Source organism: Limosilactobacillus kribbianus, from assembly GCF_026413145.1.
GTDB classification, from domain to species: domain Bacteria; phylum Bacillota; class Bacilli; order Lactobacillales; family Lactobacillaceae; genus Limosilactobacillus; species Limosilactobacillus kribbianus.
The window spans coordinates 1-26644 of the sequence record NZ_JAOVYZ010000025.1; the positions used below are offsets into that span (position 1 = coordinate 1).

Below are 26644 nucleotides of genomic sequence, written 5' to 3' on the forward strand. Positions count from 1 at the left end.
CCTTTACTTTGGTGTGAACAGTTAAAGTATAACGCAGGAGCTTCTTGCGTTTTTTCTATTTTTATAACAAGGAAGCCAGGGATAGCGGTGATTAGCCGTTATTCCTGGCTTTCAAGTTTCAGTTAATACTTTGACTTCTTCGTCTTACCGTCCCAGTTCTGGTAGCCGCCCTTCAAGATGTAAAGCTTATGGTAGCCGTGCTTTCCCAGAAAGGCCGCTGCCTGCGTACTGATGGCCATTCCCTGGTCATACATGTACACTGGCATGTCCGGCCGCAATTCGTTGTACTGCTGACGCAGGTAAACGTACGGCAGGTTCCGAGCACCCAGAATGTGACCGCTTCTGAATTCATTCTCCTGCCGCAGGTCAATTACCTGGGCCTTCCGCATTCCCGCGTGAAAGTCCGCTGAATCTAAAACCGTGGCGTAGTGGTTCCGCCGCCAAATTTGAATTCCCCAGGCGATGAACCAGGCCAGCAGCAGAACGATAATTACCGTATTGAAGATCAATAATCCTCGACTTACACCTAAAACCATAGTGCACCCGCCTCAATTATTGATTGGCAAACTGACGGGCCAGGGAAGCCGCACCGATCACACCGGCATCGTTCCCCAATTCGGCCAGCTTCAGCTGCGTCGACGTCCGAACAGTTGGGAAGGCGAACTTTTCAAAGTTGTCGCGAACCCGCTTCAGCAGGAAGTCCCCGGCAGCGGAAACCCCACCACCAATCACAACGTATTCAGGGTTCAGAATGTTACTCAGGTTAGCGCAAGCCAGACCCAGGTAGTAGGCAACTTCATCGACAACCTTGTTTGCCAGGTAGTCGTTTTCCTTCGCCAGGTCAAAGACGATCTTGGAAGTAATTTCGTCACCGTTGTCGATCATGGCCTTCAGACGGCTCTTACCCTCGTATTCTTCGGCCTTGTCCTGGGCAATGTGAACAACCCCGGTAGCGGAAGCATACTGTTCCAGGCAACCGCGGTTCCCACAGGTGCAGAGGTAACCATTTGGCTTAACAATCATGTGGCCGACTTCCCCACCGGCACCGACTAATCCGTGGACCAGCCGACCGTTGGAGATGATTCCACCACCGACACCGGTTCCCAGGGTGATGAAGGCCACGTCGTCACCTTCATTTCCGGCACCCTTCCAGCGTTCACCGAGGCCGGCCACGTTGGCATCGTTATCAAGAGCAAACTTCATGCCGGTTCCCTCTTCGATCGCTTCCTTAACGTTTTGGGTCGTCTTCCAGTTCAGGTTGTAGGCACCGACAACCGTGCCCTTTTCCCGATCGATCGTGCCGGGAGTCCCCATCCCGATCCCGATGAACTGATCCTTGCTCATCTTGTACAGGTCCAGGTGGTGGTTGATGGATTCGATAATGTCAGGAACGATGTGGGAACCCTCGTCCAGGATGTTGGTCCGAATCGACCACTTCTGTTGAATCTCACCATTTTCCGTTAAAATTGCAAACTTGATGGTCGTCCCACCAAGGTCGACACCAAATAACTTCTTGTTAGCCATAATAATTCCTTTCTTTCTTCGGGCTAGTAAAGCCGGCCCGTTTTCTCTCTCTTTTGTTCCTCACGGTGTTCGCGCCGCAACACCAATTTAGCCTTCATATAGATATCTTTCCCAATTACCCCTGACTGGTAGAGGTTATCAAGCTCGATTGCCATCAATTCAATGTCGTAGAGCCGTTTGCCAACGTAAACAAAGACATCAAAGGCCTTGAGTAGTTGCTGAACATCGTATAGTGTCCGATACTCCTGTGGAATTCGTGTACTTTCATGCATTCAATCAGCTCATTTCCAAAAACAATCCGACCATTCCGATTACCAAAACCGCTGCGGCGAGTACCCGCTTCACCAACGGCACGTGGCCGATCCGGGGTGCCCCGACGACGTAGGCCATCAGGAAACCACCAATCAGGCCGCCAATGTGTCCGGCCAGGTCGATCCCTGGCACAAAGAGGTCGGTGACCACGTTTAAGACCACTAGGATCAAAAACTGCCGTGCCAAGAGGCGAATCGCCTGGTTGTCACGGAAGGACTCACCCAGCATCAAAAAGGCCCCGAACAGCCCAAAGAGCGCCGTACTGGCCCCCGCTGAAATGCCGTTGGAAATCCAAAAGGCACTGAGCAGGTTCCCACTGATCGCGCTGACAAAGTAGAGAACTGCCATCCGCCAATGACCAAATAGCTGCTCAATGTACATCCCAATGAAGTACAGGGTGATGCTGTTGATCAGGATGTGGGTAAAGCCAATGTGAACAAAGACCGGTGTGATCAGTCGCCACCATTGACCGGCCAACAGCAATTGCGGCTGCATGGCCCCAAAGCGGATCAGGACCGCCGAATTGGTGGACCCCCCCGCCAAGGTCATCGCCAGGTAGACGAGGACCTGAATGGCGATCAGGGTAATGGTCACGGGCGCCTTCGCCCATTCACGAGAACGCATGATTAGCACTCCGGTAGGGTCAGGACCCGGTCGACTGCTAAATCGTGCTCGTCCGGAGTCCACTCACCCGCATCCGCCAATTGAGTCGGCAGGGCCAGGGCAATCGTCTTGCCGTGGTACTTGCTCAGGTAACGGTCGTAGTAACCACCACCAAAGCCCAGGCGCTGGCCATCCTTCGTGAAGGCCACCCCTGGTACCACCATCAGGTCGATCTCGTCCGGTGCGTAAACCCGGCCGTCATGCGGCTCAAGAATGCCAAAACTGGATTCATCGAAGTTGGTTTCTTCGTTGATCTCCACGAATTCCATCTGGCGCTTCGGCAGCGTCCGTGGAACCACAACCGTTCGTCCTTCATGCCGGGCATGGAGCAGGATGGGTGCCGTATCGATCTCGAATGACTGGCTAAGGGTCAGGCCGATCGTCTTGGCGCTCATCCATTCCGGTTGATTAAAGAGCATCGATACTAATCGTTTTTCCTCGCTCAGACGCGTGTTAAGGTCGAGCTGCTGCAAACGGGCAATGTAGGCCTGGCGCAGCTCCTTCTTAGAATACGTCATGATTCTCAAATCTCCCCTTTATGCAAAATGATAAACGGTTACAAGAATACATTATTACAGGTCCCTCTTGCTTTTGCAAGCGTTTTTCCTTTCACAAGGGACGGAATTTTTATTTCGTCTCCTGACCATCCAGGCGGGCGTACAGGCTAATAATTTCCTGGGCCAGGTCAGTGTAGGTGATTGCCATCATCAAGTGATCCTGGGCGTGGACAGTCAGGAGGGAAAAGGGCACGCCATCCCCTTGGGCTTCTTTGGTTAGCAGCTCCGTCTGGGTGTTGTGAGCCGTCTTCAACAATTCCCGGGCCCGCGCCAGTTTTTCATTGGCTGGCTGGATCTGTCCTTGCCGGGCCGCCGCTAAGGCCTCCTGGGCCAGCTTGCGCGCATCCCCCGCGTTGAGCATCAGTTTCATAGCCGCCTCTTGGGCAAAAGCCTGTTTCTCTTTCTCCGTCATCATGATCACCTCATCATTGTTGGCTAAATGTGAAAAAAGCAGCACCAATCATCATGACTGGTGCTGCTTTGATGAAACTAAGACTACTTAGTTTCGCGGTGTAATGTCACCTTACGCTCCCGTGGGCAGTATTTCTTTAATTCAAGCCGGTCGGGATTGTGACGACGGTTCTTGCTGGTTAAGTAAGTCCGTTCGTGGCATGAAGTGCATTCAAGGGTAATGTTGACACGCATGAGTTGTAACCTCCAAACTTTAATTGATCTTAATTGGTTATTTATCGTAACCCTAACTCGTACAACTATATCATTTATTGATTGATTTGGCTAGTGATTTACCAAAGTTTGTTAAGGAAATCTCCTTGACAGCCTTAGTTATCACTGGTACCGCTTGATGATTTAACGGTCTTCCAGTAGGCATTGAAGATTTGCTTAGCCATGTTCAGGTTGGCCCCACCGTCGTCATTGGTCGATCCCGGAATGGCCAGAGCAACGACGACCTGCGGATTATTGGACGGTGCATAGCCGGCGAAACTCAGAGTTGTCGTCTCGTGTCCTTCCGAAACGGTTTCGGCAGTCCCAGTCTTCCCGGAGACGGATGGCTTGACGCTCGACAGCGCCTTCCCGGTGACGTAGGTGTTGGAACCATGGGTAACTTCATAGAGCCCCTGGCGAACCACGTCGAAGTAAGACTTTGGTGCTGGAATGACCTGCTGAACCTGCGGCTGGGTGGTGTATTCTACCCGTCCCAGCTGGCCGTTGCTCTTGGTTCCCCGGATGGCCTTGATCACGTATGGCCGCATCCGGTTCCCCCCGTTAGCAATCGTTGACATGTACTGCGCCAGCTGGATGGTGGTGTAACCATCGTAGTTCCCATAGGCCAAGTCGAGGGCTGAACCGACGTGCGACTGAGTGGATGGCCCCTCGTATCCGGAGGTTTCACCCGGCAGATCGATCCCGGTCTTTTGTCCCAGGCCAAACATGTTGAAGTAGTAACGTTCCTTTTGGAAGATACTTGGCTTCAGGGTCATCTTAGTGCCGTCCGAGTAGTTCATGCCACCCTCCTTCATGATCAGCTGCATCATGTAGGAGTTTGAGGAAACTTCCAGGGCAGTTGCCGCATCGACAGCCATATTGGCGCTCCCGCTCTTGTTAAACCAGGAAGACTTGGTGGAAATTCCCTGAATACTGATTGGTTTATCGGTCAGGGTACTGTTGGTTGGCGTAATGACGCCGCTCATCAAACCACCCATCACGGTTGCCGGCTTGACAACCGAACCCATGGTGATCGGGTGGTTGATCGCCCCGATCTGGTCGACGGTTTGCTTCCCGGTCTTCGGGTTCCGGTCAATCCCGGCCATCGCCAGCACCGCTCCGGTGTGGGGATCCATCACCACGGCATAGACCCCAGATGAGTAGCTGTTCCCGGCAGAGGAGTAGTTATTCTTCAGAATGCTCTGAACCTTGCTCTGCAACTGGGAGTTGATGGTTAAGACCAGGTTGTCACCCTTCTTCCCCTTATACTTGACCTTTTCCTTTGTTACGTTGTTGCCGCTCGTCGTAACCTCGGTCTGGGACTTGGAGCCGGCCAGGGTGGCCTGGAACAGCTTTTCAATGTAGCTCTGCCCCACGCTGTCGTTTCGTGAGTATCCCTGGGAAAGCAGGCTGTTGACCTCGTCGCTCGGCAGCCCGGTCGTCGACACGGTCCCAACCAGGGATTGAATATCCTTCCCCTGTGGATAGTTCCGCGTCCAGGCGGTCCCGATCTTGACCCCCGGCATCTCGTTTAAGTGCTCACCGACGGCTGCTAGTTCCTTGGACGTAACGCCCGTTTCCTTAATATAGGTGGTCGAAAGCGAGTAGGCCCCGCTCATGGCCGCGTAGATCCGGGCGTTGTTCTTTTGCTGGGCTGTCAGCTCCCAGGAACCCGGGTGCTTGTCCAGGTAATCCAGGGCCTTGTTGTACTTGTCGTCGTCACTCATTGAGTCCGTCGTCTTGACGTGCTTGAGGACGCTCTTGAGCCGGCCCTTGTCAGCCAGGTAGTAGTCCTCCTTGTTCCGGTCCGTCAATCGTGAATTCTTGTTGGTGACCTTGACATACTGGCCGAGGCGGTTGGCAATCTTGTAGAGGTCATCGGAACTCACGTTTTGCCCCTTCGTATAGGTGATCGCTTGGTGCGTCTGGTTGCCGACCAAGACCTTACCTTCCGAGTCGTAGATCATCCCCCGCTGGACATTGTTGGTCTGAACGGAGGTATCCGAACGCTTAACTTCGGCCTTGTAGCTGTTCCCGTTTAACACTTGGAGGTCAAACAGCCGGATCGTCAATGCCAGCAAGAGGATGCCGACAATCCATAGTAAAAAATTCAACCGAAACGGAATCACCGACTGGGCACTGCGGTTCTTCTTGTTTCGGGAATTAAACTTGTTCTTGATACGATCAAAGAATTTCACGAGAATTTTTTCTCCTTCATGATGGTGATTACATTCTACCAAATTTTCACGGTAAGTGCAGATTGCTTTCACCGCTAACGTAAAAATGATACTCTTAATTGCACTAAAAATGAACTCTAATGCCCGATGATTTAATTAATTTTAATTCTTAAATCAACATTTTACCTCATTTTCCGTTATATAATAGCAACAAGTAATATTGGAAAGGATTTTGGTTGTGACAAGAAATAAGTGGATAGACAGTAGCAGGTTCATTCTCACCGGGGCTTTTTTAATCCCGGTTTTATTGATGGGAGCCTATTTTGCCTACCGCCAGATGGCACCGTTTGGCCCCAGCAGTCTTTTGACCGTTGACCTCGGCCAACAGTACGTCGACTTCTTTGCCTACTTTCGAAACATTATTCTCCATCACCCGAGCGCCCTCTTCTATTCCTTTAGCAAGGGGCTGGGTGGGGAAATGTTCGGCACGAATGCCTACTACCTCTTCAGTCCCCTCAACCTCCTGCTCCTGGCCTTCCCAGGCAAGCTGCTAACCAGTGGCATCATGCTGCTCACACTGGTTCGCTACGGCCTGGCAGGACTCAGCATGGCCTGGTTGATCCAGCGGACCGGCCTGCAACACGGGCCCCGAATCTGGGCCTTTAGCACCGCCTACGCCCTGAACGGCTGGATGATTGCTAACCAGCTGAACATGATCTGGCTCGATGCCCTGATTCTCTTGCCGCTAATCACCTGGGGGCTGCTGCGCCTTATCCGGGAAAAGCGGCCGGGGGTCTACATCGCCTGGCTGGCCGTCATGCTGATCGACAACTACTACATGGCCTGGATGATTTGCATCTTCACCTTACTCGTCCTCCTCTGGCAGCTGCCAGCCTTGGATGGGTGGAAGACCCGCCTCAAAACCAGCGGCGCCTACCTGGCCAGCTCGGTCCTCGGCGCGGGCATTGCTGCTGTCGTGCTCCTGCCGACTGCCTACGCGCTGACCACCAGCAAGGGAACCTATACGGAGACGAGCATCAGCAGCAAGTTGGAATATAACCCACTCAAGATGCTGGGCAAGCTCGTCCCCGGTTCCTTCAATTTTAACCAGATGCCCAGCGGCCAGCCCAACATCTACATCGGCATGCTCCTCTTAATGGGAGCGGTCCTTTACTTTTTCAACGCCAAGGTTAACTGGCGCCAACGCCTCGTGGCCCTCTTGATCACGCTCTTTTTCATCGCATCTTTTTGCTACGAACCACTGGACCTGCTCTGGCACGCCGGGCAGTTTCCGGTCTGGTACCCCTACCGGTTCTCGTTTCTCTTCAGCTTCTGGTGCATCCTCCTGGCGGCCAAAACCATTCAGCCGGACTTCCAGCTGAAATGGTGGGGTGCTCTGATCCTCTTGGGAGTTGCCATCCTTATCTGCTGGGAAACCGGCCGGCTGAACCTTTCCTACCTCTCGACCAGCCAGCGGATGATCGGGTTGGGCTTTGCGGTAATCGCCCTGGCAACCCTGGTGCTGGCCCGGCACAACTCGCCACGGCTCTATGACCTCCTGTTGATCCTGGTCGTCACCTGCGACGTGGCAACAAGTGCCTTCACTAGTCTCAACAAGATCGCCTACGTTTCGCAAAATGAGTTTGGCCAGTACACCAGCCAGCTCAACCAGGCCAGCCGCCAATTAAAGAAAAAGGACACCGGCTTCTACCGGGTTGCCAAGACCTTCATGCGGACCAAGGACGACCCGATGCAGAGTGATTTCTACTCCGCCGACCACTTCGGCTCCACTCTGGAACCACTTCAGCCAAGTTTTATGGGCGCGATCGGGCAGCCGGCCGGGGATGGTTTTGTCAGCTATGACAACGGAACCCAGCTGACCGATGCTCTCTTGGGCTTTAAGTACACCATGACGGCACGCAATCATGGGATCATGAACGGCAACAAGATCATGCCGCTCTCCGGCTACCGGCCTGACTGGCATTCCCAAGCTAAGGTAGGACAAACCAGCATGATCACCAGCTGGAAGAATAAGGACGCCTTGCCGATTGCCTTTGGTGCTAGTTCGGAGATCTTCCAACTTGCCAAGGCCACCCTCGACCCGCTCAGCTACCAGTCCCAGATCTTTCAGGCACTGGCCGGGCGACCAATCAACAAGTCGCTCTTCACTGTGCAGAACTTCAATTCCGTCAAGTACACGAACGTCCAATCGGCCGAACAGATTACGGGGACGACCTTCCGCAAGCAAAACCTGCTCAAACCGGCCACGATCCAGCTGAAGTTTATCCCACCAACCAACGATTCCTACTACTTGACCCTTGGACCCGAGGTTAAGGAGAATGCCAGCATCAGCATTAACAACCGTGACTTCGCCCAGTACGACACCTACCGTGACACGGTCGTCATCAACCTGGCCCACCACCAGAAAGGCAAGCCAGTCACCATCACCCTGCGCCTGAAGAAGACCAGCGTCTGGCTGCAAAACGTCAGCGTTTACCGACTCAACCAGCGACCGTTTAACGCCAGCCTCAAGACGCTCAAGCAGTCACCGCTCAAGATCGAACACCGCTCCGAGTCTTCCATCAGCGGCCACGTTTGCATCCACCGCGGTCAGTCCGTCCTGATGACCACCATTCCAGCAGCCAAGGGATGGCACGTCAAGGTCGACGGGCAAAGCGTCACGCCGCGGACGGTCATCGGCACCTTCATGGCGATCCCGATGAGCCCGGGCAAGCACCAGGTTCAGTTCTACTACCGGCCACCGTTCCTGATTCTGGGGGCGCTGGTTAGTCTAGCTAGTTTAGGAACTTGCTGGTACCTGCACCGGCGGCAGTCGCACAAACGAAATTCAACATTTTAGCCATTTAAGACCCGACAAATCTAGGGATTTATGCAAGCTTGCGTAAATTTCCAGGTTTATCGGGTCTCAGACTCATTAATTTAAAAAGCCGTCTAGGAATTTTCCTAGACGGTAATTTTTTATTTTTGCTGGTGTTGAGAAGCCCCCGTTGATGCGTCGGCCTGGTTATCGGAATGGTCGGCATTGTCACTGGTCAAGCCGGCAACATCTGGTGTGTCGTCGTCCTCGTGTTGAAAGTGGAAGACCGGGCCATCCGCATTGGCATCCACGGTCGTGATCAACCGGGTGAAGAACCATTCGTCTACCTCGTTGACGTAGAACTTGATCCCCGCCTTTTCGACCTCCATGACCGGGTCGATCGGGTGATTATTCTTGGCGAAGGCCTGGGAGAAGCCGTGGTGCACCTCGGTCCGACCATAGACCTTCCCGTAAAGCTTAATGCCGTCGCCCGGCTTCAGATTCATTTCGTCGCGGAACCACTGGGCGGCTGCGTCGGTAACAATTAACTTCATGCTGAAAAACTCCTTTTTATCCATCAAACTAACCTTATGATAGCACTTTCATGTTCCTTACTGTACCATCATTTAAGCTTTGTTCAAAGAATCTTGCCTGCTGAAAAAGTGCAAAAAAGAGGCACCGCGCATCCGAAGATGGCGGTGCCCCTTCATTGCCCGCAACCATCCACCGGGTTACAAAGTGAAAGTAAATAAATTTGGGGAGGTTATTTACTTTGGGTGAACTCTATTACGAGCAATGGGATATTTAGTTTTCACGCTTCTTCTTAGCGGCGAGCCCGGCCAGGCCGAGTGCGCCAGCTAATTCAATTCCAGCAGCGGCCAGGATGGCACTCTCGTCAGCACTGTTGCCAGTCTGCGGCAGCGTGATGCTGTTAGCAGAACTACCAGCTGCGCCCACTCCGGTCGTGCCAGTGGACTGACCGAGCAAGCCGTTATTGGCAGTTTCAACATGGCCACCGTTGCCAGTTGAACTAGTTACACTAGTGCCAAGTTGGCTGTTGCCAGCAACGTTGCCGTTGTAGGTGCCATTACCATTAACAGTGCCACTAGTGGTCCCTTGCTCAGCGTTCGTGTTCTGATTCGAGCTGGTGGTGCCATTTTGCCCACCATTAGTGGTTGACGAACCAGTCGTATTACTACTGTTGTTCTGATCAGTATTGGTGTTACCGCCATTAGTCGTCGAACCATTGTCACCATTCTTCGTGTAGGTGACCGTCGTGTTCTCACCAGGATTGGTTGGCGTGACCGTGCTGGTCGTTGGCGTATAGCCATCAACACTCGGAACAGTCTGATTTTCAGCGATCTTAGTTGGGTCGTTTGGATCATTCTGGTAGGTCTGGCCAGTGCCAATTTGCTTACCGTTCTGATCAACTGGAACAATCTGGCCTAACTTCTGATAGGAAACCGTCGTCGAGATGTTCTTTTTAACCGTTGGTTGGCCGGTGATCGTCTTTTGGGTGGTGTAGTAACCATCGACAACTGGTACCTGAACATTGCTGTACTTCTTCTGGCTCGGTGTCCAGTCCGTGCCACTGATGACTTTTCCAGTGACCTTATCAACGGTGACAGTCCGCGTCCAAGTTGAGGTTTGAACATTATCGCCGGTTAAGGTTTCGCCGTTTGGTCCGACGAAGTGAGCCGTGTAAGTGTAGTCCTTGCTGTAAGTATCCTTGGCAGGCCACTTAGCACCGTTTGGATCGTTCGGGTTAATTGGTGTCCCTGACTCGTGTTGATCATTTGGACCAAGTTGAGCCGTGCCGTGCTTGACCGTGACGGTGTAGGTTTGGTCAACGGACGGGTTGTTGTCGAAGTTCTGGCCCGTCGTTGGATTAGTGATGTTCGTGACATCGTAACCCTTATTCTTCAGCTCAGTGATCGTCTTGGTTTGGTCATAGTTGATCGGTTGCCCACTCTTACCAGTAACCGTGTCGGTTGTGATTGGGCTGCCGTCTGGGTCAACGTACGTGATAGTCACTTTCTCAGTGTCAGTGGTTGGAGTTTGCGAGCTTTGGCTACCCTGGCTCTCGGAACCTTGACTTGTCTGGCTGCCTTGGCTCTCGGAGCCCTGACTTGTTTCACTGCCTTGGCTCTGTGAACCCTGGCTGGTCTGGCTGCCTTGGCTCTGTGAGCCTTGACTCGTTTCACTACCTTGACTCTGTGAACCCTGACTAGTCTGACTGCCTTGACTCTGCGAGCCTTGGCTGGTTTCACTGCCCTGGCTCTGCGATCCTTGGCTGGTCTGGCTGCCTTGACTCTCGGAGCCTTGACTGGTTTGACTGCCTTGGCTCTCCGATCCTTGACTCGTTTCACTGCCCTGACTCTGCGAGCCCTGGCTTGTCTGACTGCCTTGACTCTCGGAACCTTGACTAGTCTCACTGCCTTGGCTTTCCGAACCTTGACTGGTCTGACTACCTTGGCTTTGTGAGCTTTGGCTGGTCTGGCTGCCCTGGCTCTCGGAACCTTGGCTGGTTTGACTACCTTGACTCTGCGAGCCCTGGCTCGTTTGGCTGCCCTGACTCTGTGAACCTTGACTCGTTTCACTGCCTTGGCTCTCGGAACCTTGGCTGGTTTGACTGCCTTGACTCTGTGAGCCCTGACTCGTTTCACTGCCTTGGCTCTGCGAGCCCTGACTGGTTTGGCTACCCTGACTCTGTGAGCCTTGACTAGTCTCACTGCCTTGGCTTTCCGAACCTTGACTGGTCTGACTACCTTGGCTTTGTGAGCTTTGGCTGGTCTCACTGCCTTGACTCTGTGAGCCTTGGCTAGTCTCACTGCCTTCGCTTTGCGAACCTTGACTGGTTTCACTGCCTTGGCTCTGTGAACCCTGGCTGGTCTGGCTGCCTTGACTCATTTCACTACCTTGACTCTGTGAACCCTGGCTAGTCTGACTGCCTTGACTATTCTTCACGTAGGTCACTGTGTAGGTCCGGTTTGGATTATTGGCCGTGACCGTGTCACCACCAACGTACAGCCGATCTGCTGTGTAGCCATCAATAGTTGGGGTGTCGACAACCTGATAATGCTCCGTGATTGGCTTCCAGCCATTATCCTGGATAATCTGGCCCGTGACCTTATCCAGAACCATGTCGTGGCCGAAGTCAACCGTCGTGACGCTGTCCTTTGGTGTCTGCTCACCGGCCCCAACATAATAAACCGTCTGGGTACCGTGCTTAATCAGACTCTCCTTGTCCGTTCCCGCTGGGTAGTTCGGACTCTTCGGATCATTTGGATTGATTGGCTGACCCGGCGTGCCTGGCGTCGTTGGGGTGATGCTCTGGGTGCCGTGCTTCAGAGTGACCGTGTAGATCTGGTCAATCTGATCGTTATTATCAAAGTATTGAACTTGATTATCGGCATCGAAACCATTGTTGACCAGCTCATAGCCCTGGTCCGTCAAGGCCTTGATCGTGGCCGCAGTGCTGTACTTGATCCGGGTATTAGGTTTGCCCGTCAGGCTGCCAGAATTGGCGATCTCCTGGTTGCCGTTCGTCAGATCCAGGTAACGAACCTCGGCATTTTGCTCATTGACTGTTAGAACGGCATCCTTCGTGTAAGTAACCGTGTAGGTCCGGTTCGGGTTCTCCCGGCTGACGGTTTCCCCGCCGACATAGGCCCGATCTGGCGTGTAACCCTGCACGGTCGGTGTGCCGATGACCTGGAAGGTCTGGGCATCCGGCGTCCAGGTGTCGCTCAGCTTCTTGCCCGTGACGTTATCGAGCACTATCGTCCGGTGGAACTGAACCGTCGTGTCGCTTTCCTTTGGTGTCTGTTCACCGGCGCCCGTGTATTGGACCGTCTGAGTACCCGTCGTGATTAGGCTCTTCGCGTCAGTCCCAGCCGGGTACTTTGGTCCCGTCGGATTGTCAGGATCAATTGGCTGACCCGGTGTCCCTGGATTGTCTGGGGTGACCGTGGTCGTGCCGTGCTTCATGGAAACAATGAAGACCTGGGTCGTGGCATCGTTACTGTCGAAGTACTGAACCTGGTTGCCGTAGTCGAAGCCGTTGTTGGCGAGGACGTAGCCTTCCTTGGCAAGCTTGGCCAAGGTGTCCGTCGTGCTGTACTTAATCTGGGTACCCGGCTTGCCCGTCAGGTCACCGGAATTGGTGCCAGCAATCTCCTGGTTATTGTTATCCTGATCCAGGTACTTGACCTGGGCGTGCTGGTCGTTGATCGTCGGCGTCGTGACCTTGGTATAGGTCACCGTGTAGGTCCGGTTGGGATTGTCCACACCGACCGTTTCGCCACCAACATAGGTGCTATTCGGATTTGGCGTGTAGCCTTCAATAGTTGGCGTCGTGACGGCCTGGTAGGTCTGAGTGGCTGGGGTCCAGGTGTCACTGACCGTGTGCCCCGTGACCTTGTCCAAGACGAGCGTCCGGTTGAAGGTGACGTGGCTGATGTTATCCTTTGGTGTCTGGGTGCCAGCGCCCATGTGGTGAACCGTCTGCGTACCAGTCTTGACGAGGCTATCGTGGTCCGTGCCGGCCGGGTACTTTGGCCCGTCCGGATCGTTTGGATTCAGCGGGGTGCCCGGTGTTCCTGGCGTGGTTGGCGTGACCGTCTGCGTACCGTGTTTGAGGATAACCTTAAAGACCTGTGGAACATTGGTGTCGCCATCGTAGACCGCTCCACTTTGGAAGCCGTCGCTGACCAGGAGGTAGCCCTGGGCTTCCAGCTGCTTCAATTCGTTGGCCGTGCTGTAGTTGATCGTGCTGCCGGTTGTTCCAGAAACTTGGTCGCTGTGCAGGAGGGCGTTATTGTCGTCCTGGTCCAGGTAGTCGATCTGGGCTTGTTGGGCGTCGGCCTGCTTATAGTAGACCGTGACCGTTGAGTTGACCGTGTTGGCGGTGATGTTCGTCGCGGCGGGAACCGTGACTGGCTTCATCTCCGTCCCGGTCTGATCTTCATAGATGGAGGTGTAACCCGCGATGATCGGGGCGGTGACGGCTTCAAAGCCACTCTGACTCGGCTTCCAATCCTGGCCCGCCACTGGCGTGTCTTGGCCGGTAACGTTATCGTGGTTGACAGTCCGGGTAAAGGTGACCGTCTGCGTGTTTGGCGCCGCAGCCTGCTTGTGGTTGCCGGCATAGACGTAGTTGATCGTCCGGGTAACCGTCTTCTGCTGGGTGACGTTGTCATCGGTAGAATGGGTGAAGGTAACCACGTATTGGTTCTTGGTGCCGTCCGTGCTGAAGACGATACCGCTCTTGGTGCCATCATTCTTGAGAACGTAGTGGAGTCCTTCAAAGTACTTGATCCGCTCGGCAGAAGAATAATTGCTCGTCACGCCAGTTGGGCCGGTAACCGTGTCAACGGCCGGATTGCCGTCCGCTTGCCGCAGGATGACCGGGTTATTCGGATTGGTGACGTCTTCATAGGTGACCGTGGCGGTTTGTTGGTTCCCTTTGTAGAAGATGTAGACCCGGGCGCTTTGGCCTTCGCGGTCTGGGAAGAAGGCCGTGGCCGAAGCTTTGCCATTGCTGTCTTCAACAACCGCCGGTGCGGCATCGTTGTTCCGCAAAACAATGTGGCCTACCTGTGGGATATTCTTATCGCCGGAATTTGGAATCGTGATGGAGCTGCCGTCAATCTTCGGTGATTTGTCGACAGTATAGCCCGCAAACTGCTTAATCGGGACCGTCCAGACATTCCGCTTTTGGGTATAGTGCGCTGTATTGCCATTACTATCGACGGCGAACTGCAATTTAACTTTGCCACTGGCAATGTCGGCGGCGTGTTCTTGCCGCACGCTGGTAGCAACTGAGGCTTCAACGTACTGGGGCTCAATGTGATCAGTGGCAAAGTAGCCAGCCGAGTCTTGCAGGACCTTAACATAGCTACCATTTGTATCCTCCACGTAATCGTGAGTATCGCCCGTGGCCGTGTCTTCCTTGGCCGGCTGAACTAACTCCGGATTTTCGGTGACAACATTACCATTATTACCGTCCAGGATCTTCCCGGTGTTCTCATCAACGTAGTAAACGGTCAGCTTAGACTGGTCCGTTACCTGAGTGGTATCTTGCCGTGGGGTAACGGTTGCTGGCGATAAGATGGCCTTACCATTTTGATCTAAGGCTTGCATGGTGATGCCTACGTCTGAATTATCTGGATCATTATAGGTAACGCCAATATACATGGAAAAACCAATCGGCATTCCTTGCAACACCCCATTATAGTAACTGCGTGAACGTTGCTTAGCCAAAGTACTATTACTATCGAAAGCAGTGGTGATACTTTGATCCATTAATTGATAATCATAATCGTGCATTTTAAGGAGATCACTTGGAATATGAACAACCACAAGGTAAGTTCCATCACTTTGGTATGAATAAGCTAACCCTGTGAAGCTCTGCCCATTAACCTGATAGTTATCAAGCTGCCGAAGAGTCAAATTGTCACTCGCTTTAGTCACCGCAAGTTGAGTTTGTTGGCCAGAATATGATTCAATAGATAACTTTCCATTACTATTCGCCGGATGCACAAAATTATAAACCCAAGCAGTTAACTGGTTTTTAATTCCGTAATTGCTATCCTCAACGCTCTTAACCAGTTTTGGATTTGACAATGAGCCAGCAGATAAGCGATAGAATCCTTTGTAAGTGCCTATGTTTACATTTCCTTTAGTACCGGAGCTATCTTGCAATTCTTGCATGACTGCATCTGTTGGAATGGTAAAATTGCTAACATTATCATGCAGATAACCAACTGCGTGTTTCTGAGAATCGGCAGCTAATGAACGCCCTACAGAATAATTATGTGTTTTGGAAGCACCTGCGTCGATAATTGCTGGAATCGTGACATTAAATTGAAAAGTATATTTATTAACAGTTTTACCATCAGGCCCTGTTATTTCGACCTGCTCTACTAGGCCATCTGGTTTATAAATATTTTTATCTGTTGTGTCGCTAGCGTTAAGAATTAGACTATTGATAATCCCTTGCTCTGAAGTTGAAAATTTGACTGTTACTAAACCACTCAATTGCGGATCTTTATTTACTTATAGTTGTAGAATCCCTTTGTTGGCCGAAATATTTTTATAAACAAGTTTCCCAATTTGAATACCATCATTTGTAATCAAATTCAAATCATTACAATTCAAATCATTAGCATATTGTCGCAATAATGAATAATTACCGTTGGTAGAATTAAGATAGTTAAACTCTGCAATATTAAGAGTAGCTCCATTAACTAATTTGTCAGCCATAACTTTAAATTGTCCATTAATACTGAAAAACACCGGACTCGTAAGATCATTAATAATTAAATGATTGCTTTTTTGATAGCTATTCAACGAAATATTCTGCACACTATCAACCCACTGATCCTGCGTCTGATCATCAGACTGACTGACCTCCGCAGCAGTTGCGGGTGCCACGGAGGTTGCTTGTGGATTAAGACTGTTTGCGTTGGCACTGGACTGGGCCGCGGTGCTGGCTGGGGTTGCACTGCTTACTGCAGCCTGCGAACTAACGGCACTTTGGCTGGTCGGTGCCGAACTTGCCGCGGTACTTTCCGCAGTCGCTGCCTGACTTGCTTCAGTGTTGGCAACACTCTGCGGCGCTTTTTGGCCGAGCGTTACACTTTGCCCACTTTCGACGTTGGCGACGGCACTGCTTGGGGTCACGTTGACGTCGGCATTGGCGTCGCTACCGGTCGTCGTTGCCGCATCGGCGTGGACCGGCGTGTTGGCGCCAAAGTACAAGGTCGTCCCTAATAAAACGGAAGTCACGCCAATGCCCAGTTTCCGCAAGCCATAGTGCGGCACCCGGTGCGAGTGCATAACTTCCCTCAAATATGTGTTATTTTTCGAAACCATATTCTCAACTCCCCTCGAGAATTTCAGTTATCACTAATATTTGACCACAAACCTAATATAATTAAATTCATAGTTTTCAAGTCCATTTTAGAAAAAAATAGCAAGTTTTTCCATCACTAAATTTATAATAGAATCGATGCTAAGATTCGCGATTTACGATCAATTCGCGCTGGGGAGCGTCTTTTACGCAGCGGCCGCAAATTAACTGAACCACGGGAAGTGTTGAATTAGTTTCGTGCAATATGGAACTTCTTTCATATGATAACGTTCAAAAAGCCGCGCTCACCAAATACTGGCCAGCGCGGCTTAAAAACTTCTTGTGCTAATTCATAATAGTGTTCGGCACCTGCAACGAAAAGATGATCGTGTTTAATGCGTTCCACTAACTCATTTCACGGCTGCCCCTACCAAAATTTATTGCATGTATTTTTGTGCTTCTTGCCGTGACAGGCCATAGTTGCTCATCAAATCATGTTCGATCTTCTCGTCACTGATTTGATTACTCTTTAACACTTTGACCATTAGGATAATGTCCTTGGTTTGCTGCTCATCACGGCCTTTCTTCAGCCCGATCGCTTCACCATTTTTAAGGCCCTTCTTCACTCCAATTGCCACGCCTTCATCTTTAGCATCGATTAAATCCATTTCATACTTCATAAAAATCCGCCGCCTTTCTGGATCACACTTGATCCGCTCCATTTTCTCGTAAATTCGTTCCGCTAACTCATCTTCCGGCGTCCCGCTCGTTACATCAACTGAAAGAACTGCTTTAGCCTTATTTAGTCACAAAAGAGCAAGGCAGCCGTAAAACAATATTTGTCTCATGGCTGCCCCTACCAAAATTTATTGCATGTATTTTTGTGCTTCTTGCCGTGACAGGCCATAGTTGCTCATCAAATCATGCTCGATTGTCTTATTACTAAAATGCTTGTTTTTCAACACCTTAATCATCAAAAGAATGTCCTTGGCTTGCTGCTCATCACGGCCCTTCTTCAAGCCGATCGCCTCACCATTTTTAAGGCCCTTCTTCAGTCCAATTGCCACGCCTTCATCTTTGGCATCGATTAAATCCATTTCATACTTCATAAAGATCCGCCGCCTTTCTGGATCGCGCTTGATCCGCTCCATTTTCTCGTAAATTCGTTCCGCTAACTCATCTCCCGGCGTCCGCTCGTTACATCAACTGAAACCTATCTAGTCACAAAAGAGCAAGGCAGCCGCAAAACAACATTTGTCTCACGGCTGCCTCACTAAAATTTATTGCATGTATTTTTGCGCCTCTTGCCGCGAAAGGCCATAGTTGCTCATTAAATCATGTTCGATTGTCTCATCACTAAATTGCTTGTTTTTCAACACCTTAATCATCAGAAGAATGTCCTTGGCTTGCTGCTCATCACGGCCCTTCTTCAAGCCGATCGCCTCACCATTCTTGAGTCCAATTGCCACGCCTTCATCTTTAGCATCGATTAAATCCATCTCGTACTTCATAAAGATCCGCCGCCTTTCTGGATCGCGCTTGATCCGCTCCATTTTTTCGTAAATTCGTTCCGCTAACTCATCTCCTGGCGTCCGCTCGTTGTACATCAGCCGGAGGAATCCCTTTAGCCCTATCTTATCACGAAAATCAGATGTTTTGGCGTTAAAGAAGAGCTTGTAACGTCCCGGCGCCGACGACAGCGACAGTTGCCGCAAGCAGCGCTCGTCAAAGGAATAATCCGGAAAATCCAGGCCGTAGTAATCAAAATCACAGAAGAAAACCACGTAGACCGGTAAGTTATTAAATTGCTTGTAGTCGTCGCCCGGTTTGAGGAGCTCAAAATCAGCCTGGTCCAGGTAATGCCGCGCCCGACTGACCAGGTTGTGATTGTTCTTCACCTGCATTTCTAAAATATAAGTCCGCTTCTGATCGTCGCGAACATAAACATCAAAACGCGGCGCCTTCACCCCCAGCATAGTATTAACTTGCTTTTGCGTCTCAACCTGCCGAATGTGTTGGATATTTAGCTGCGGGAAAATCCGTCGCAACACTTCCAGACAGATCTGATTGTCCTCCATCACCATCCCAAACATCCGGTCATCGGCTAGGGTGAGGTGCTCCCATTTGGTCGAAGCGGCTTGGAGTTGCGCTTCCCAACTCGTTGATTGTGCCATTGCAGACCCTCCATTTATCTATTCGGCGGATGATTTATCCCCCTAATATATAAAGACGTAAGAATTGTCCAACCGCACGAAATTTCCTTAAATTTTTCTTTTTCCTAATCAATGCCAACCCAAAAAGCAGCGCTCGCCACAACTGGCAAGTGCTGCTTTTAAAACCAATTTAATTGTGAATTACTTCACGTCCAGGATTTTGACCTTCATCGTCCCGTTTGGAATGTCGATCTCGACTTCTTCGCCGATCTTGTGACCCAGCAGGCCCTTAGCCATCGGTGATTCGTTCGAGATCTTACCGTTCAGCGGGTCGGATTCGGATTCACCCACGATCGCGTAGGTTTCCGGTTCTTCGTCCGGCAGTTCCTGGAAAGTTACTTGCCGGCCCATTGATACTTCGTCCTTGTCGACGTCTTCGTTGTCAATGATGACGGCATATTGAAGCATGTTTTCGATTTGGGAAATCTTACTTTCCACCATTGCCTGTTCATCCTTGGCAGACTCGTACTCGGAGTTTTCGGAGAGGTCCCCGTAGCTCCGGGCAATCTTGATCCGCTGGATAACTTCTGGACGACGCTTCATCTTGTAGTCTTCCAGCTCTGCCTCCAGCTTCTGCTTCCCTTCGAGGGTCATTGGAAATTGTTTTTCTTCAGCCATAAATTTTCACTCCTCATATTTGATCCAGCTGTTACATTAACATTCCTGCGCGAACTTGTAAACTCTATTGCAGGGTGTGGCCGCGCTTGACCAGGATGTCACGCACCTTAGTCGTCAGGATGTCGATGGCCACGTGGTTTTCCCCACCTTCGGGAACGATGATGTCGGCATAGCGCTTCGTCGGTTCCACAAATTGGTGGTACATTGGCTTGACGGTCGCCAGGTATTGGTTGATGACCGAATCCAGGGACCGGCCCCGCTCGGCCATGTCCCGCTTGATCCGCCGAATGATCCGGATATCATCATCGGTGTCGACATAGACCTTGATGTCCATCAGGTTCCGCAGACGCTCGTCGTCTAAGATCAGGATCCCTTCCAGGATAATCACGTCCTGGGGTTCAACCCGAACCGTTTCCTTGGAACGAGTGTACTGCTTGTAATCGTAGACCGGCATGTCGACCGCCTGGTTGTTACGCAGGGCCGCCAGTTGTTCGATCAGCAAGTCGGTATCGAAGGCCAACGGGTGGTCGTAGTTGACCGCCTTGCGTTCAGCCATCGTCATTTCCGACTGGTCGTTGTAGTAGGTGTCCTGGGTGATGATCTGAATGGCTTGGCCGTGGAGCTGGTTGTAGATGGCCTTGCTGACGGTGGTCTTCCCACTCCCAGAGCCACCGGTCACCCCGATGATAATCGGCCGCCGTTTTTGTGTACTCATTGCTTGTTTTGTTACTCCTCTAAAAAAATTAATCCTCAATAGTATATAGCACTCTGCCGCGCTCGGCAATCCTCTATTGTTTCTTTGCCGCCTGATTTTCCTGAAGGGTCATTACCAATTCCGGGATCGACGCCGAACGCTTCAGGCGAAACTTTCCCGCCTTGATCCCGTTGGTCTTGTGTGTCTGCAGGTAGTAGTCAAAGACAAACTGGCTTCTCACCAGGTGGTGCTTTTTCATCAGCACGGCCACACTGTGATCCGTGGCACCCTTAGGAACCACCACCGTCACCCGTTGTTTGCTGTCGGCATCAACGGGCTTGAGAGCATAGTTGAAATACTGGTGAATCGAAAGACCCACGATAACTAGGATGACCACCAAAGCAATGACGATCCGGTTTTGGCGGCGCAGCTGTTCTTTACTCAATGCTTTTTCCTCGTAAAGCAAATAATGTGGGACCAGTAAATAGCCTCACATTATTATTCTCAAATTAACGAATTTCAGCGGATAATTGATCTTCGAGGGCCTTAGTAACCTTCGTGAAGGCGGTGTTGACCTGGTCTTCCGTCAGGGTGTCGTGATCATCCTGGTAGGTCAGCGTGTAGGCCAGCGACTTCTTGCCCTTCGGCAGGTGAAGGCCGCTGTAAACGTCGAAGAGGTGAACCTGCTTCAGGAAGGCCCCGCCGCGCTTGTTGATAATTGCGGTTACCATTTCGTTTGTGACGTCTTGGTCAACCAACAATGCAATGTCCCGAGTGATTGATGGGTACTTGCTGATTGGGTGGTAGACGTTGGCAACCTTTGGCGCTGCCATGAGACTCTCCAGGTTCAACTCAAAGACGTAGGTCGCCGGAATCTTGAAGGACTTGGCAACTGCCGGGTGAACCTGACCGATGAAGCCGATCAGCTGATCGTCCAGCATGATGTTGGCCGTCCGGCCGGGGTGCATCTCGGAGCGTGATTGGTCGGCCACGTAGGTTAACTTCCCGGCCAGGCCGAGGTTGTGCAGGTAGCGCTCCACAATCCCCTTCAGCTGGTAGAAGTCAACTGGGCGGTCATCGTGGTGCCAGTCGTTGGTCAAAAGCTGACCAGTGATCGCTCCGGCCAGGTGTTCCTGTTCCTCAGGCCGTTCGCCGCCCTTTGGCAGGAAGACCCGTCCCTCTTCGTAGAGGGCGACGTTGTCAACACCGTGGGCAACGTTGTAGGCAATGTCCAACAGCAAGCCGCTGATGATGCTCATCCGGGTTGCAACGTGATCCGAGCTCATTGGGAAGTCCAGTTTCATCGGTTTGGCAACCGGATCGATCTGGAACTGCTTAGCCAGCTCCACCGTCGTCAGGGAGTAAGACAGGGCCTGGTCTAATCCCATCCCCTCCATGTCGTGGCGGCTGGCCCGAATGAAGCGTTGCCGTTCCGTCAGGCCACCGTGGTCGCGGGTCATGACCGGCAGGGTGGCCGGCAAGTTGTCGTAACCGTAGATCCGGGCAATTTCCTCGTACAGATCAGCGGCCACGAAGATGTCCCAGCGCCGAGCAGGAACGGTAATTGTCAGCTGGTCGGCCCCGTCTGTTTCGCAGCCAAACTGCAGGCGACGGAAGATATCTTCGACCTCTGCCAGTGACAAACTCGTGCCCAGGACGTCGTTGATCTTGGCCAGGGACAGGACAATCTGCTTGCTTTGGGCTGGCTTTTCGCTGCCGGTGACGATTCCCTTGGTAACCGTCCCGCCGGCCAGTTCCTTAATCATTTCGGCGGCTTCGTTCAGGGCCGTCTCAACGGTTGCTGGGTTAATTCCCCGCTCGAAGCGCATTGAGGATTCACTGTGCAAATCGAGGCGCCGGGCTTGCTTACGAACCATGACCGGATCAAAGATGGCTGCTTCCAGGGCAACCGTGGTCGTGGAATCGCTTACCGCGGTCCCTTCGCCACCCATCGTGCCGGCCAGGCAAACTGGCTGGTCGTTGACCGTCACTACTAGGTCGTTGGCCTTTAGGGTCTGTTCATCCCCGTCCAGGGTGGTGAACTTCTCACCCTCCTTGGCGTGACGAACACCGAAGTCGTGGCCTGGTAAGGCATCGTAGTCGTAGCTGTACAGCGGCTGGCCATACTTCAACAAGACGTAGTTGGTAACGTCAACCACGTTGTTGATCGGCCGGATGCCGGAATTCCACAGGCGAATCTGCAACCAGAGTGGACTGTCGGCAACCTTGACGCCCTTGATGACCCGCAGTTTGTAGGTTGGGGTGGCCTTTGAGTCGTCAATATCAACACTTACCAGGTCGCTGGTTGCCTGGTCATCGTTTTCCTCAACCGCCACTTCCTTGAAATGCGGCTTGAGGTCGTAGAAGGCAGCAATGTCGTTGACGTTGCCGTAAATGCTGAGCATGTCACCACGGTTTGGCGTGACGTCCGTGTCAATGATCGTGTCGTCCATCCCCAGGTAGGAGAAGACGGAATCACCCGGTTTGGCATCATCCGGCAGGAAGTAGAGGCCCTCGTCGTAGTCCTTCGGAGCGATCTTGTCGCTGAAGCCGATTTCTTGGAGGGCACAGAGCATCCCGTTGGATTCCACGCCACGAATCTTGCCGCGCTTGATCTTAACGTTATCGGCAATCCGGGCACCGTTTAGGGCTGTGATGACCTTCTTGCCGACCTGGACGTTTGGCGCCCCACAGACCACTTGGATCGGGTCATCTTCGCCGATGTTGACCTGGCAGATGTGCAGGTGATCGGAGTTCGGGTGGTCTTCCATGGCCACGACTTCACCGACGACGAGCTTCTTTAATCCGTCACTTAAGGAGTAAACGTCATTGATGTCGACGGACGTCCGGGCGATCTTTTCCGCCAGGTCCCGCGGTTCAACATCCAGATCAAGGTATTCTTTTAACCACTGGTATGATACTTTCATTTATCTTATCCTTTCTCGTCAAATTGATTCAGGAAGCGGACATCGTTTTGGTAGAAGTTCCGGATATCGTCAACCCCGTACTTCAGCATGGCGAACCGGTCAGGACCCAACCCAAAGGCGAAGCCGCCGTATTCTTCGGGATCGACCCCTGACATCTTGAGGACGTTCGGGTGAACCATCCCGGCACCGAGGACTTCGATCCAGCCGGTGTGCTTGCAGATGGCACAACCCTTGCCCATGCAGTTGAAGCAGGTGATGTCGGCTTCAACGGACGGTTCCGTGAACGGGAAGTAGCTTGGCCGCAGACGGACGTCGAGCTTGTCACCGAAGAGGGAGCGGGCCACGACCTTCAGTGTTCCCTTCAAGTCGGCCATCGTGATGTGCTTGCCGACGACCATCCCTTCAATCTGGTTGAACTGGTGACTGTGGGTCGCATCGTCGGTGTCACGCCGGTAAACCTTCCCTGGGGAGATCATCTTCAGTGGGCCTTTGGCGAAATCGTGCTTTTCCAGCATCCGGGCCTGCATCGGCGAGGTCTGGGTCCGCATCAGCACGCTCGGCGTCACGTAGAAGGTATCTTGCATGTCCCGGGCCGGGTGATCCTTGGGCAGGTTCAGCTTTTCAAAGTTGTAAACTTCCTGCTCAACTTCGTCCCCAACGGCAACTTCATAACCCATCGAAACGAAAAGATCCACCACTTGGTCAATGATCTGCTGGATCACGTGGGGCTGACCCTGGGCAACCGGACTGCCGGGCAGGGTGACGTCGATCGTCTCGGCCTTCAGCTTTTCGTTTAAGGCTGCCTGCTCCAAGGCTGCGTGCCGTTCCTCGATGGCGGCGGTCAGTTCATCCCGCACCTTGTTGGCAAATTGACCAACCTTGGGCCGTTCCTCGGCACTGATGTCGCGCATTCCCCGCAGCACACCGGTGAGGTTCCCCTTCTTCCCCAGCATCTTGACCCGGATTTCGTTAATCCGCTTCAGGTCCTGGGAATTTTCAATATCTTCCAGTCCTTGTTGACGCAGGTCAGCAAGTTTCTCTTTCAAATCCATGCTTTCACTCCTTTTGTAAATAAAAAAGCTCCGTCCCCCAATAGGGACGAAGCTTCGCGGTACCACCCTAGTTTATAGAATCAAATCTATACACTCGAAGATCAATAACGGCGATCAACCGGAATATCATTGCATATCAGCTCAAGAAATGAAATTCGTCGCTTGATCCTGACTGCCGGTCGCAGAATCTCCGGCAGCTCTCTGGCAGTCACGCCCGACTACTAGTTTCCGTCATTGCTTTTAACTATATATGATATTCTAGCCACTCACCCTCAATTGGTCAAGGGTAAAAATTAGCACCACTTGTCGCTCCAGGCGTGAACCGCGTTCATCACGGGCGCTAGTTCCCGACCGCGGGCGGTCAGTGAATAGTCAACCCGGCTAGTACCTGGATAGGTGTTTCGAACAATAATCTGGTCGTCCTCCAGCTCTTTCAAGCGTTCACAGAGGACCCGGTCGCTGCACTTGCTAACGCTGCTAGCAATGTCTTTGAAACGCAGGGTGTCCTTTTCCAGCAGGGTTTCAATGATCAACCCGTTCCATTTCTTGCCCAGCATCATAAAGGTCTTGGTAAACCGTGGGCACAATTTACAAGGCCCGTCAACAACCGGCGTACTAGCTTCTCCTTGCATCTATCGTTCTCCTTCCTACCAAATAGTCCGCATCCGCCGTTTCTTAATCCGGCGACGAAGCTTGGCACGCATTGGACTGAAGAACTCGTGCTCAGCTTCAAAATCATCAACCAATGAAGCAATTAAGCTCTCTGGGTATCGTGGAACTGCCAGAGTTGCGCCAAACATGTGCTTGAGGATAATATCCTTTTCCTTCTTGTTTAAGGGCGTAATCTTCTCCGCGTTCCGTAGAGCAACCCGTGGGTGAATGAAGGCGTGCGTTCCAAGATCAAACTTGGTCGTCCGCCAATCATAGTAAAACAGGTCGTGAAGCAACCCGGCCCGGGCCACACTCCGGTAGTCAAGGTGCCAACGCTTGGCAATCCGGTAGCTATCGTAAGAAACCGCAATTGAATGCTGCAAACGATTGGAGTGATGGTGTTGGGTGTAGTGAGCGAGCTTCTTGACCGCCGGCTGATCCAGCAAGTCCTGCACGATCGCTACGTATTCCGGGTCGTTGCGCCATTCGTTCTTTGATTTCATAGAATACCCCTTTTCTATTGGCTAAGATCATCTTACACGATGGAGCGCCAAAAATAAATAATTTTGCCTATCAAAAGTAAGTAGTTACTGGTTCAACTGAAACATCAAAATCCCGGCAGAAATCGCAACGTTCAGCGACTCGGCTTCCCCCCGCATTGGAATGTAGAGATTATCCGTGGTTTCGTCGAGCAGGGACTTGCTCATCCCCTGACCTTCGTTGCCCATGATTAGTGCGAAGGTCTTGCCGGGGTGAACGTCCCGGAAGTTCTTGGCCTGCGGATTCAGCTGGGTCCCGTAAACGGGCGCCCCGAGCTGCTTAAAGTCGGCAATCCACTTGTGGAGGTCGCCTTCAAAGAGCTGGAGGTGGAACTGACTCCCCTGCATGGAACGAACAACCTTGGGGCCAAAGAGGTCGGCACTGCGCTGACCCACAACGACCCCGGTAAAGCCCGCGGCATCGGCTGTCCGCACCATCGTGCCCACGTTGCCCGGATCTTGAACCCGGTCTAAGAAGAGCCAGGCCCCGGTGATGGGCTGCGTTGGCAGGCGGTGGGCATCCGGCAGGGCCACCACGGCGGCGATCCCCTGCGGCGTCACCGTCTCGGTGATATGCTTCATGATTTCTTCAGTGACGCTGTAGACCTCTTCGGCATGGCTGAACAGGTCCTGGTGCGCTGCCAGCTGGTCGGCCGTCCCGATCAGCTGAACAATCGCGATCCCCGACTTGACGGCCTCGTTGACCAGGTGCCAGCCATCGAGCAGGTAGAACCCACTCTGCCGGCGAAATTTTTTGGTGGCCAGTTTTTTCCAGTCCTTGACGTGTTGGTTGTGAACAGATGTTAATTCTTCCATAAGTAAAACGATCCCCTTCTCTTAAGATAATTATACCATGTTCTGGGTGTACAATATCTTTAACCATTTCTCGGCTTTGATAAGTTTTTCTTAAGAAGGTGATGAATTTGATTAACCGTCATTTGACCATCAGCGGGCGGGTGCAGGGCGTCGGCTTTCGCTGGAGCACCCAGCGCCTGGCACGGCAAGCGGGTCTGCAGGGCTTTGTCAAAAACCTGGCCGATGGACGCGTCTACGTCGAGGTTCAGGGCGAAGAAGCAGTCGTCGAGCGCTTCATCCAGCGGCTTGCTGCCGGTCCCAACCCCTATGCAATCGTGGAGAAAGTCGATCAAACTAGCGGCAAGCTCCGGGACTATCCGGACTTTGGCGTGCGCTTCTGAGCTGGAATTTCGGCCCGCTTTAGGGTAAGATATGTACTGTTTACTTAAATCTGAGATTAACTAATAAGTCATGTGGTAATAAGTCAAGATAAAATTATCACTGACAAACTTGTTTTGACCAGATTTTTGACGCACTTAAATAAGCCTTGGTACCAAGGTGTTTTAAAAGCTAAGCGTCGAGAATC

The 26644-nt window shown here is 52.1% G+C and carries 24 protein-coding genes and 1 other annotated feature; of the genes, 2 read left to right on the forward strand and 22 right to left on the reverse strand.

Going from position 1 to position 26644, the window contains the following annotated elements:
* Nucleotides 1–122: 122 nt before the first annotated feature.
* The 8 genes from OCT58_RS06415 to OCT58_RS06450 form a co-directional block, all read right to left on the reverse strand.
* Complete coding sequence (locus OCT58_RS06415) at nt 123–536, reverse strand: rhodanese-like domain-containing protein (protein WP_267202055.1); 414 nt, start codon at nt 534–536, stop codon at nt 123–125.
* A 16-nt stretch (nt 537–552) separates the two neighbouring features.
* Nucleotides 553–1524: an ROK family glucokinase gene (locus OCT58_RS06420; RefSeq protein WP_267202056.1), complete on the reverse strand. Its 972-nt coding sequence runs from the start codon at nt 1522–1524 to the stop codon at nt 553–555.
* A 23-nt stretch (nt 1525–1547) separates the two neighbouring features.
* Nucleotides 1548–1796, reverse strand: a complete 249-nt coding sequence (locus tag OCT58_RS06425; RefSeq protein WP_267202057.1) for a YqgQ family protein — start codon at nt 1794–1796, stop codon at nt 1548–1550.
* A 4-nt stretch (nt 1797–1800) separates the two neighbouring features.
* Nucleotides 1801–2460, reverse strand: coding sequence for a rhomboid family intramembrane serine protease (locus OCT58_RS06430; RefSeq protein ID WP_267202058.1), 660 nt, complete (start codon nt 2458–2460; stop codon nt 1801–1803).
* A 2-nt stretch (nt 2461–2462) separates the two neighbouring features.
* Entirely contained in the window at nt 2463–3017 is a 555-nt protein-coding gene (locus tag OCT58_RS06435) for a 5-formyltetrahydrofolate cyclo-ligase (RefSeq protein WP_267202059.1), read from the reverse strand.
* A gap of 109 nt (nt 3018–3126) precedes the next feature.
* The gene (locus OCT58_RS06440) at nt 3127–3468 is read right to left on the reverse strand and encodes a PTS lactose/cellobiose transporter subunit IIA (protein ID WP_306309868.1); all 342 of its coding nucleotides are present in this window, start codon (nt 3466–3468) and stop codon (nt 3127–3129) included.
* An 83-nt stretch (nt 3469–3551) separates the two neighbouring features.
* Nucleotides 3552–3701 (reverse strand): 50S ribosomal protein L33, encoded by a 150-nt coding sequence (gene rpmG / locus OCT58_RS06445; protein ID WP_104688004.1) that lies wholly within the window; start codon nt 3699–3701, stop codon nt 3552–3554.
* A 134-nt stretch (nt 3702–3835) separates the two neighbouring features.
* Entirely contained in the window at nt 3836–5917 is a 2082-nt protein-coding gene (locus tag OCT58_RS06450) for a peptidoglycan D,D-transpeptidase FtsI family protein (protein ID WP_267202061.1), read from the reverse strand.
* 217 nt (nt 5918–6134) lie between these two features.
* Between OCT58_RS06450 and OCT58_RS06455 the strand changes: the two genes are divergently transcribed.
* On the forward strand, nt 6135–8756 hold the full coding sequence (locus tag OCT58_RS06455) for a YfhO family protein (protein WP_267202062.1): 2622 nt from the start codon (nt 6135–6137) through the stop codon (nt 8754–8756).
* 119 nt (nt 8757–8875) lie between these two features.
* Here the strand turns inward: OCT58_RS06455 and OCT58_RS06460 are convergent, their stop codons facing one another.
* From OCT58_RS06460 to OCT58_RS06525, 14 genes are all read right to left on the reverse strand, one after another.
* Nucleotides 8876–9268: a HesB/YadR/YfhF family protein gene (locus tag OCT58_RS06460; RefSeq protein ID WP_267202063.1), complete on the reverse strand. Its 393-nt coding sequence runs from the start codon at nt 9266–9268 to the stop codon at nt 8876–8878.
* 250 nt (nt 9269–9518) lie between these two features.
* Nucleotides 9519–14930 carry a mucin-binding protein gene (locus OCT58_RS06465; RefSeq protein ID WP_267202064.1) on the reverse strand — a complete coding sequence of 1804 codons (5412 nt, stop codon included), beginning with the start codon at nt 14928–14930 and terminating at the stop codon, nt 9519–9521.
* Nucleotides 14931–15773: 843 nt separating this feature from the next.
* On the reverse strand, nt 15774–16592 hold the full coding sequence (locus tag OCT58_RS06470) for a YSIRK-type signal peptide-containing protein (protein WP_267202065.1): 819 nt from the start codon (nt 16590–16592) through the stop codon (nt 15774–15776).
* A 414-nt stretch (nt 16593–17006) separates the two neighbouring features.
* Nucleotides 17007–17249: a hypothetical protein gene (locus tag OCT58_RS06475; RefSeq protein ID WP_267202066.1), complete on the reverse strand. Its 243-nt coding sequence runs from the start codon at nt 17247–17249 to the stop codon at nt 17007–17009.
* Between the two features lie 186 nt (nt 17250–17435).
* Nucleotides 17436–17720, reverse strand: coding sequence for a hypothetical protein (locus OCT58_RS06480; protein WP_267202067.1), 285 nt, complete (start codon nt 17718–17720; stop codon nt 17436–17438).
* 129 nt (nt 17721–17849) lie between these two features.
* Nucleotides 17850–18743: an Rpn family recombination-promoting nuclease/putative transposase gene (locus OCT58_RS06485; RefSeq protein ID WP_267202068.1), complete on the reverse strand. Its 894-nt coding sequence runs from the start codon at nt 18741–18743 to the stop codon at nt 17850–17852.
* A 180-nt stretch (nt 18744–18923) separates the two neighbouring features.
* Nucleotides 18924–19400 (reverse strand): transcription elongation factor GreA, encoded by a 477-nt coding sequence (greA, locus tag OCT58_RS06490; RefSeq protein ID WP_267202069.1) that lies wholly within the window; start codon nt 19398–19400, stop codon nt 18924–18926.
* Nucleotides 19401–19464: 64 nt separating this feature from the next.
* The gene (gene udk, locus OCT58_RS06495) at nt 19465–20115 is read right to left on the reverse strand and encodes a uridine kinase (RefSeq protein ID WP_267202070.1); all 651 of its coding nucleotides are present in this window, start codon (nt 20113–20115) and stop codon (nt 19465–19467) included.
* A 73-nt stretch (nt 20116–20188) separates the two neighbouring features.
* Nucleotides 20189–20539, reverse strand: coding sequence for an endolytic transglycosylase MltG (locus OCT58_RS06500; protein WP_267202071.1), 351 nt, complete (start codon nt 20537–20539; stop codon nt 20189–20191).
* Between the two features lie 64 nt (nt 20540–20603).
* On the reverse strand, nt 20604–23021 hold the full coding sequence (pheT, locus tag OCT58_RS06505; RefSeq protein ID WP_267202072.1) for a phenylalanine--tRNA ligase subunit beta: 2418 nt from the start codon (nt 23019–23021) through the stop codon (nt 20604–20606).
* A 5-nt stretch (nt 23022–23026) separates the two neighbouring features.
* The gene (gene pheS, locus OCT58_RS06510; protein WP_267202073.1) at nt 23027–24073 is read right to left on the reverse strand and encodes a phenylalanine--tRNA ligase subunit alpha; all 1047 of its coding nucleotides are present in this window, start codon (nt 24071–24073) and stop codon (nt 23027–23029) included.
* A gap of 39 nt (nt 24074–24112) precedes the next feature.
* Nucleotides 24113–24317, reverse strand: a binding site (T-box leader).
* Nucleotides 24318–24366: 49 nt separating this feature from the next.
* A complete protein-coding gene (locus tag OCT58_RS06515) occupies nt 24367–24705 on the reverse strand; it encodes a winged helix-turn-helix transcriptional regulator (RefSeq protein WP_267202074.1) in 339 nt (112 codons plus the stop codon).
* A gap of 15 nt (nt 24706–24720) precedes the next feature.
* Nucleotides 24721–25227: an HD domain-containing protein gene (locus OCT58_RS06520; RefSeq protein WP_267202075.1), complete on the reverse strand. Its 507-nt coding sequence runs from the start codon at nt 25225–25227 to the stop codon at nt 24721–24723.
* Between the two features lie 84 nt (nt 25228–25311).
* Nucleotides 25312–26079 carry a TrmH family RNA methyltransferase gene (locus OCT58_RS06525; RefSeq protein WP_267202076.1) on the reverse strand — a complete coding sequence of 256 codons (768 nt, stop codon included), beginning with the start codon at nt 26077–26079 and terminating at the stop codon, nt 25312–25314.
* Nucleotides 26080–26186: 107 nt separating this feature from the next.
* On the opposite strand from OCT58_RS06525, the gene OCT58_RS06530 reads away from it, so the two are divergent.
* The gene (locus OCT58_RS06530) at nt 26187–26459 is read left to right on the forward strand and encodes an acylphosphatase (RefSeq protein ID WP_267202077.1); all 273 of its coding nucleotides are present in this window, start codon (nt 26187–26189) and stop codon (nt 26457–26459) included.
* Nucleotides 26460–26644 lie beyond the last annotated feature (185 nt).

What these genes read in the sequence shown, in the direction of transcription:
- OCT58_RS06415 (WP_267202055.1), bottom strand. Translation starts at nt 536, where the DNA reads ATGGTTTTAGGTGTAAGTCGAGGATTATTGATCTTCAATACGGTAATT.
- OCT58_RS06420 (WP_267202056.1), bottom strand. Translation starts at nt 1,524, where the DNA reads ATGGCTAACAAGAAGTTATTTGGTGTCGACCTTGGTGGGACGACCATC.
- OCT58_RS06425 (WP_267202057.1), bottom strand. Translation starts at nt 1,796, where the DNA reads ATGCATGAAAGTACACGAATTCCACAGGAGTATCGGACACTATACGAT.
- OCT58_RS06430 (WP_267202058.1), bottom strand. Translation starts at nt 2,460, where the DNA reads ATGCGTTCTCGTGAATGGGCGAAGGCGCCCGTGACCATTACCCTGATC.
- OCT58_RS06435 (WP_267202059.1), bottom strand. Translation starts at nt 3,017, where the DNA reads ATGACGTATTCTAAGAAGGAGCTGCGCCAGGCCTACATTGCCCGTTTG.
- OCT58_RS06440 (WP_306309868.1), bottom strand. Translation starts at nt 3,468, where the DNA reads ATGACGGAGAAAGAGAAACAGGCTTTTGCCCAAGAGGCGGCTATGAAA.
- rpmG (WP_104688004.1), bottom strand. Translation starts at nt 3,701, where the DNA reads ATGCGTGTCAACATTACCCTTGAATGCACTTCATGCCACGAACGGACT.
- OCT58_RS06460 (WP_267202063.1), bottom strand. Translation starts at nt 9,268, where the DNA reads ATGAAGTTAATTGTTACCGACGCAGCCGCCCAGTGGTTCCGCGACGAA.
- OCT58_RS06465 (WP_267202064.1), bottom strand. Translation starts at nt 14,930, where the DNA reads ATGCCGATTGGTTTTTCCATGTATATTGGCGTTACCTATAATGATCCA.
- OCT58_RS06470 (WP_267202065.1), bottom strand. Translation starts at nt 16,592, where the DNA reads ATGGTTTCGAAAAATAACACATATTTGAGGGAAGTTATGCACTCGCAC.
- OCT58_RS06475 (WP_267202066.1), bottom strand. Translation starts at nt 17,249, where the DNA reads ATGAAGTATGAAATGGATTTAATCGATGCTAAAGATGAAGGCGTGGCA.
- OCT58_RS06480 (WP_267202067.1), bottom strand. Translation starts at nt 17,720, where the DNA reads ATGGAGCGGATCAAGCGCGATCCAGAAAGGCGGCGGATCTTTATGAAG.
- OCT58_RS06485 (WP_267202068.1), bottom strand. Translation starts at nt 18,743, where the DNA reads ATGGCACAATCAACGAGTTGGGAAGCGCAACTCCAAGCCGCTTCGACC.
- greA (WP_267202069.1), bottom strand. Translation starts at nt 19,400, where the DNA reads ATGGCTGAAGAAAAACAATTTCCAATGACCCTCGAAGGGAAGCAGAAG.
- udk (WP_267202070.1), bottom strand. Translation starts at nt 20,115, where the DNA reads ATGAGTACACAAAAACGGCGGCCGATTATCATCGGGGTGACCGGTGGC.
- pheT (WP_267202072.1), bottom strand. Translation starts at nt 23,021, where the DNA reads ATGAAAGTATCATACCAGTGGTTAAAAGAATACCTTGATCTGGATGTT.
- pheS (WP_267202073.1), bottom strand. Translation starts at nt 24,073, where the DNA reads ATGGATTTGAAAGAGAAACTTGCTGACCTGCGTCAACAAGGACTGGAA.
- OCT58_RS06515 (WP_267202074.1), bottom strand. Translation starts at nt 24,705, where the DNA reads ATGCAAGGAGAAGCTAGTACGCCGGTTGTTGACGGGCCTTGTAAATTG.
- OCT58_RS06520 (WP_267202075.1), bottom strand. Translation starts at nt 25,227, where the DNA reads ATGAAATCAAAGAACGAATGGCGCAACGACCCGGAATACGTAGCGATC.
- OCT58_RS06525 (WP_267202076.1), bottom strand. Translation starts at nt 26,079, where the DNA reads ATGGAAGAATTAACATCTGTTCACAACCAACACGTCAAGGACTGGAAA.